The organism is Streptomyces sp. SPB074 (assembly GCF_000154905.1).
Classification (GTDB): domain Bacteria; phylum Actinomycetota; class Actinomycetes; order Streptomycetales; family Streptomycetaceae; genus Streptomyces.
This window is the reverse complement of sequence record NZ_GG770539.1, coordinates 1,546,049-1,548,188: the sequence shown is the minus strand read 5'-3', so window position 1 is coordinate 1,548,188 and position 2,140 is coordinate 1,546,049. Positions and strand designations below refer to the sequence as shown.

General features: G+C 76.1%; 1 protein-coding gene. It reads right to left on the bottom strand.

Features of this window, described 5'->3' with window-relative positions:
* A partial coding sequence (locus SSBG_RS35390; protein ID WP_008745336.1) for a MinD/ParA family ATP-binding protein occupies positions 1-2,140 on the bottom strand: 2,140 nt, incomplete at both ends.

The window sequence follows — 2,140 nt, the reverse complement described above, 5'->3', positions numbered from 1 at the left end:
GGCGCGGCGCCCTGGGCCGGGTATGCCGCGTGCGGTGGCTGCGCACCGTACCCACCGTCGTGCGGGCGGCCGGGCGCCGGGGGAGTGGCGGGCGGCAGCGCGGCACCCGGCGCGGGGCGCGGGCCCGGCTGCGGGTAAGGAGCGCCGGCGCGCGGTGCCTCCGGCCGCGCCGCGCCGGGGTGCGGCATCCCTGCCCGGGGTGCGCCGGGGTGCGGCGCACCCGGGTGCGGTACGCCTCCCTGCACCACGCCACCCGGCACGGCCCCGCCGGGTTGCCCCGCAACGCCGCCTTGACCTCCCGCTACCTGCCCGCCAAAGCCGCCGGGTCCCCCGGCGACGTGGCCCGGCCCGTACGCCGCGCCCGGAGGGGCTGCCTGCGGCGGGATCTGGCCGGGCAGCGGGGGAGCGGCGACGGGGGGCGGGTTGCCGTCCGAGGTCCACAGTCCCTGCGCCTGCTGATGCCGCGCGAAGTCCTCGGCGACCACGGCCGCGAGGTCGAAGTACGCCTCGCGGACCTTCGGCCGCATCATGTCGAGATCGACCTCGGCACCGGCCGCGAGATGCTCGTCGAACGGTACGACCACGACCTCCCGGCACCGCGTCCTGAAGTGCGACACGATGTCGTCGACCTTGATCATCTTCCCGGTCTCGCGGACCCCGGAGATCACCGTGATGCTCCGCGCGACCAGCTCGGCGTAGCCGTGCGCCGCGAGCCAGTCGAGCGTCGTGCTCGCACTCGACGCGCCGTCCACCGACGGCGTCGAGACGATGATCAGCTGATCGGCCAGGTCGAGCACGCCGCGCATGGCGCTGTAGAGCAGCCCGGTACCGGAGTCCGTGAGCACCACCGGGTACTGCCGCCCCAGCACGTCGATCGCACGACGGTAGTCCTCGTCGTTGAACGCCGTCGAGACCGCCGGGTCCACGTCGTTCGCGATGATCTCCAGGCCCGAGGGCGCTTGCGAGGTGAACCGGCGGATGTCCATGTAGCTGTGCAGGTGCGGGATCGCCTGCACCAGGTCGCGGATGGTCGCGCCGGTCTCGCGCCGTACGCGACGTCCCAGCGTCCCCGCGTCCGGATTGGCGTCGATCGCGAGGATCTTGTCCTGCCGCTCCGAGGCGAGCGTCGCGCCGAGCGCCGTCGTCGTGGTGGTCTTCCCGACACCGCCCTTGAGACTGATGACGGCGATCCGGTAGCAGGACAGGACGGGGGTACGGATCAGGCCCAGCTTGCGCTGCCGCTCCGCCTCCTCCTTGCGCGCCCCGATCCGGAACCGCGAGCCGCCCCCCACCGGACGGCTGCTGCGCGTCTTCTGCTTGTTGCCGCGCAGCAGCCGGTCCGAGGACAGCTCGACGGCCGCCGTGTAGCCGAGCGGCGCCCCGGGGTGGGTGCGCTGCCGCTGGTCGTGCCGCATCGGCTGCGGCCACGCCGAGCCGAGCCGCGGGTCCGCCGGCCCGGCCGCCTGCTCCGGACCACCCTGCGGCGCCGACCGAGGGTCCTGGCCTTGCCGGCCTTGCTGAGGAGGCTGCGGCTGCTGCGGTACGTCCCACCGTGTCCCCGCCTGCGGCACACCCGGCGCGGCCTCCGGCGGCTGGGACACCTGCGGGGGCAGAGGCTGCGCCGCTGCGGGACCGGGGCCGTCAGGGCCCACGGGAGGGGCCTGCGGCGGCGCGCCGTTCTCCGGTCCGACGGGCGCGACGGGTGCGGCCGGCGTTGCCGGTCCGACGGGAGCCTCCGGCATGGCGGCGGCTTCGGGCGCGGGTGCTTCCGGTGGGGGCGTCGTCGGACGTACCCGGTGGAGTCGCGTCGTCTGCGGATCGGCGGGTGCGGCGTCGTCCGTGGGTGCCGGGTAGCCGTAACCGCCCTCCGCGCCGCGCGGCGGGAACCCGTACCCGGGCTGCGCGCCGGGGGAGGACGCGCCGGGGAAGCCGTAGCCCGCACGCGGCACATCGGCGCGCGGGAAGCCGTAGCCGTCCGCCGCCGCGCGCGACGTGCCCTGCGACGGCGCATTCGGGTCTGTCCCCTTGTCCTCGCGCGCGACCTTGGCGTGCGGCGGCGGGACGAGGCCCGGCAAGTCCTGCCCGGCGAGGGGCGACGGCCACGAACGCCGCGTCTGCGGCGGCACGAGGGGGCGCGGGG